The sequence below is a fragment of the Bradyrhizobium sp. 141 genome, from assembly GCF_023074055.1.
Lineage (GTDB): Bacteria > Pseudomonadota > Alphaproteobacteria > Rhizobiales > Xanthobacteraceae > Bradyrhizobium.
In genome coordinates this window covers 1-1,121 of record NZ_JADPKR010000014.1, presented here as the reverse complement: position 1 = coordinate 1,121, position 1,121 = coordinate 1, and the positions used below count along the sequence as shown (strand labels likewise).

The 1,121-nt window shown below is 67.6% G+C and carries 1 protein-coding gene; it reads right to left on the bottom strand.

The features are described 5' to 3' along the window. A partial coding sequence (locus IVA81_RS05350) for a toprim domain-containing protein (RefSeq protein ID WP_247313351.1) occupies positions 1–1,013 on the bottom strand: 1,013 nt, incomplete at its 3' end. Between the last annotated feature and the right edge of the window lie 108 nt (positions 1,014–1,121).

Below are 1,121 nucleotides of genomic sequence, written 5' to 3'. Positions count from 1 at the left end.
ATGAACCGAACGCCATCCTGTGGCGCGAGTTGGATGCGCAATGTCGCCCGCAGCGCGCCGAGGCCGAATGCATGCAGGTCCTCGTTGAAGTCGCTCATCCGCGGAGACAGGGCAAGCGCCTCAATGCCCGCTGCTTCGGCGCGTTCGGTCAATGCCGCCAGCGCCGCGTCACCCGCGGCATCGGTGTCGCGGGCGATGTAGAGACGACGCAGCGTCGGCGGGAGCAGAAGGGCGGCAAGGTGGTTGGCCGAGAGCGCGGCAGCCATCGGCATGGCAGGCAGCGCACAGCGCAGCGACAGCATCGTCTCAATGCCTTCGCCAACAGCGATGACGTCGTCGGCCGCACCAAAGCGGACGGCATGGCCGAGCAGACCGCCCATGGCCCGTCGCGGCGTGTCGACCGGCGCCTTGCCGAAGCCGTCCGGCGCAAGCCAGGTGCGATGCGCGCCGGTGATGCGATCGGCAAGATCGGTGACGGCGGCGATCATCGCCGGCCAGGTCTCAATCGGCGACCTGTCGTTCGGACGATAATAGCAGCGCGGATGAAACCGCAGCGCACCCGCATCGTGGACAGTCTTGATGCCGCGATTGCACAGGTAGGTCTCGACAAGCGTCCGGCGGATCGGCTGCGACATGGCGAAGAGCCGCTGCGCCGCTTCCGGCGATCCGGCGGGGACGGGCTTTGGGCCGCGGCGCGGTTCGGCGCGCGGCAGACTCAGAAAGCGTCGTGCCTCCTCGGCGACATCGGCGAAATCGACAAGCCCGCAGCTCTCGCGGATCACGTCGAGGAGATCGCCATGTTCGGTCGAGGCGGCATCGGTCCAATGCCCGGCAGCGCCGGGACCGGATTCCGGTCCGCTGAGCCGGACGAACATCGACCGGCCGGGCGTATTGCGAACGTCGCCCACCGTCCAATAGCGGCCCTGGCGCCGCCCGTTGGACAGGTAATGGCGGCATACCGCCTCGGCATCACGGGCGAGGCGGCGCGCCAGTTCGGAAGCGTCGCGGGGCATCACGCGACCTCCCGCAGCGCGCTGGCATTATGTTGCGTAGAAGCTGTCAATCGTCCGCGGGACAGCACCCAAGCGCAGATGCGCAACATAACTTTCGGCGCAACATAT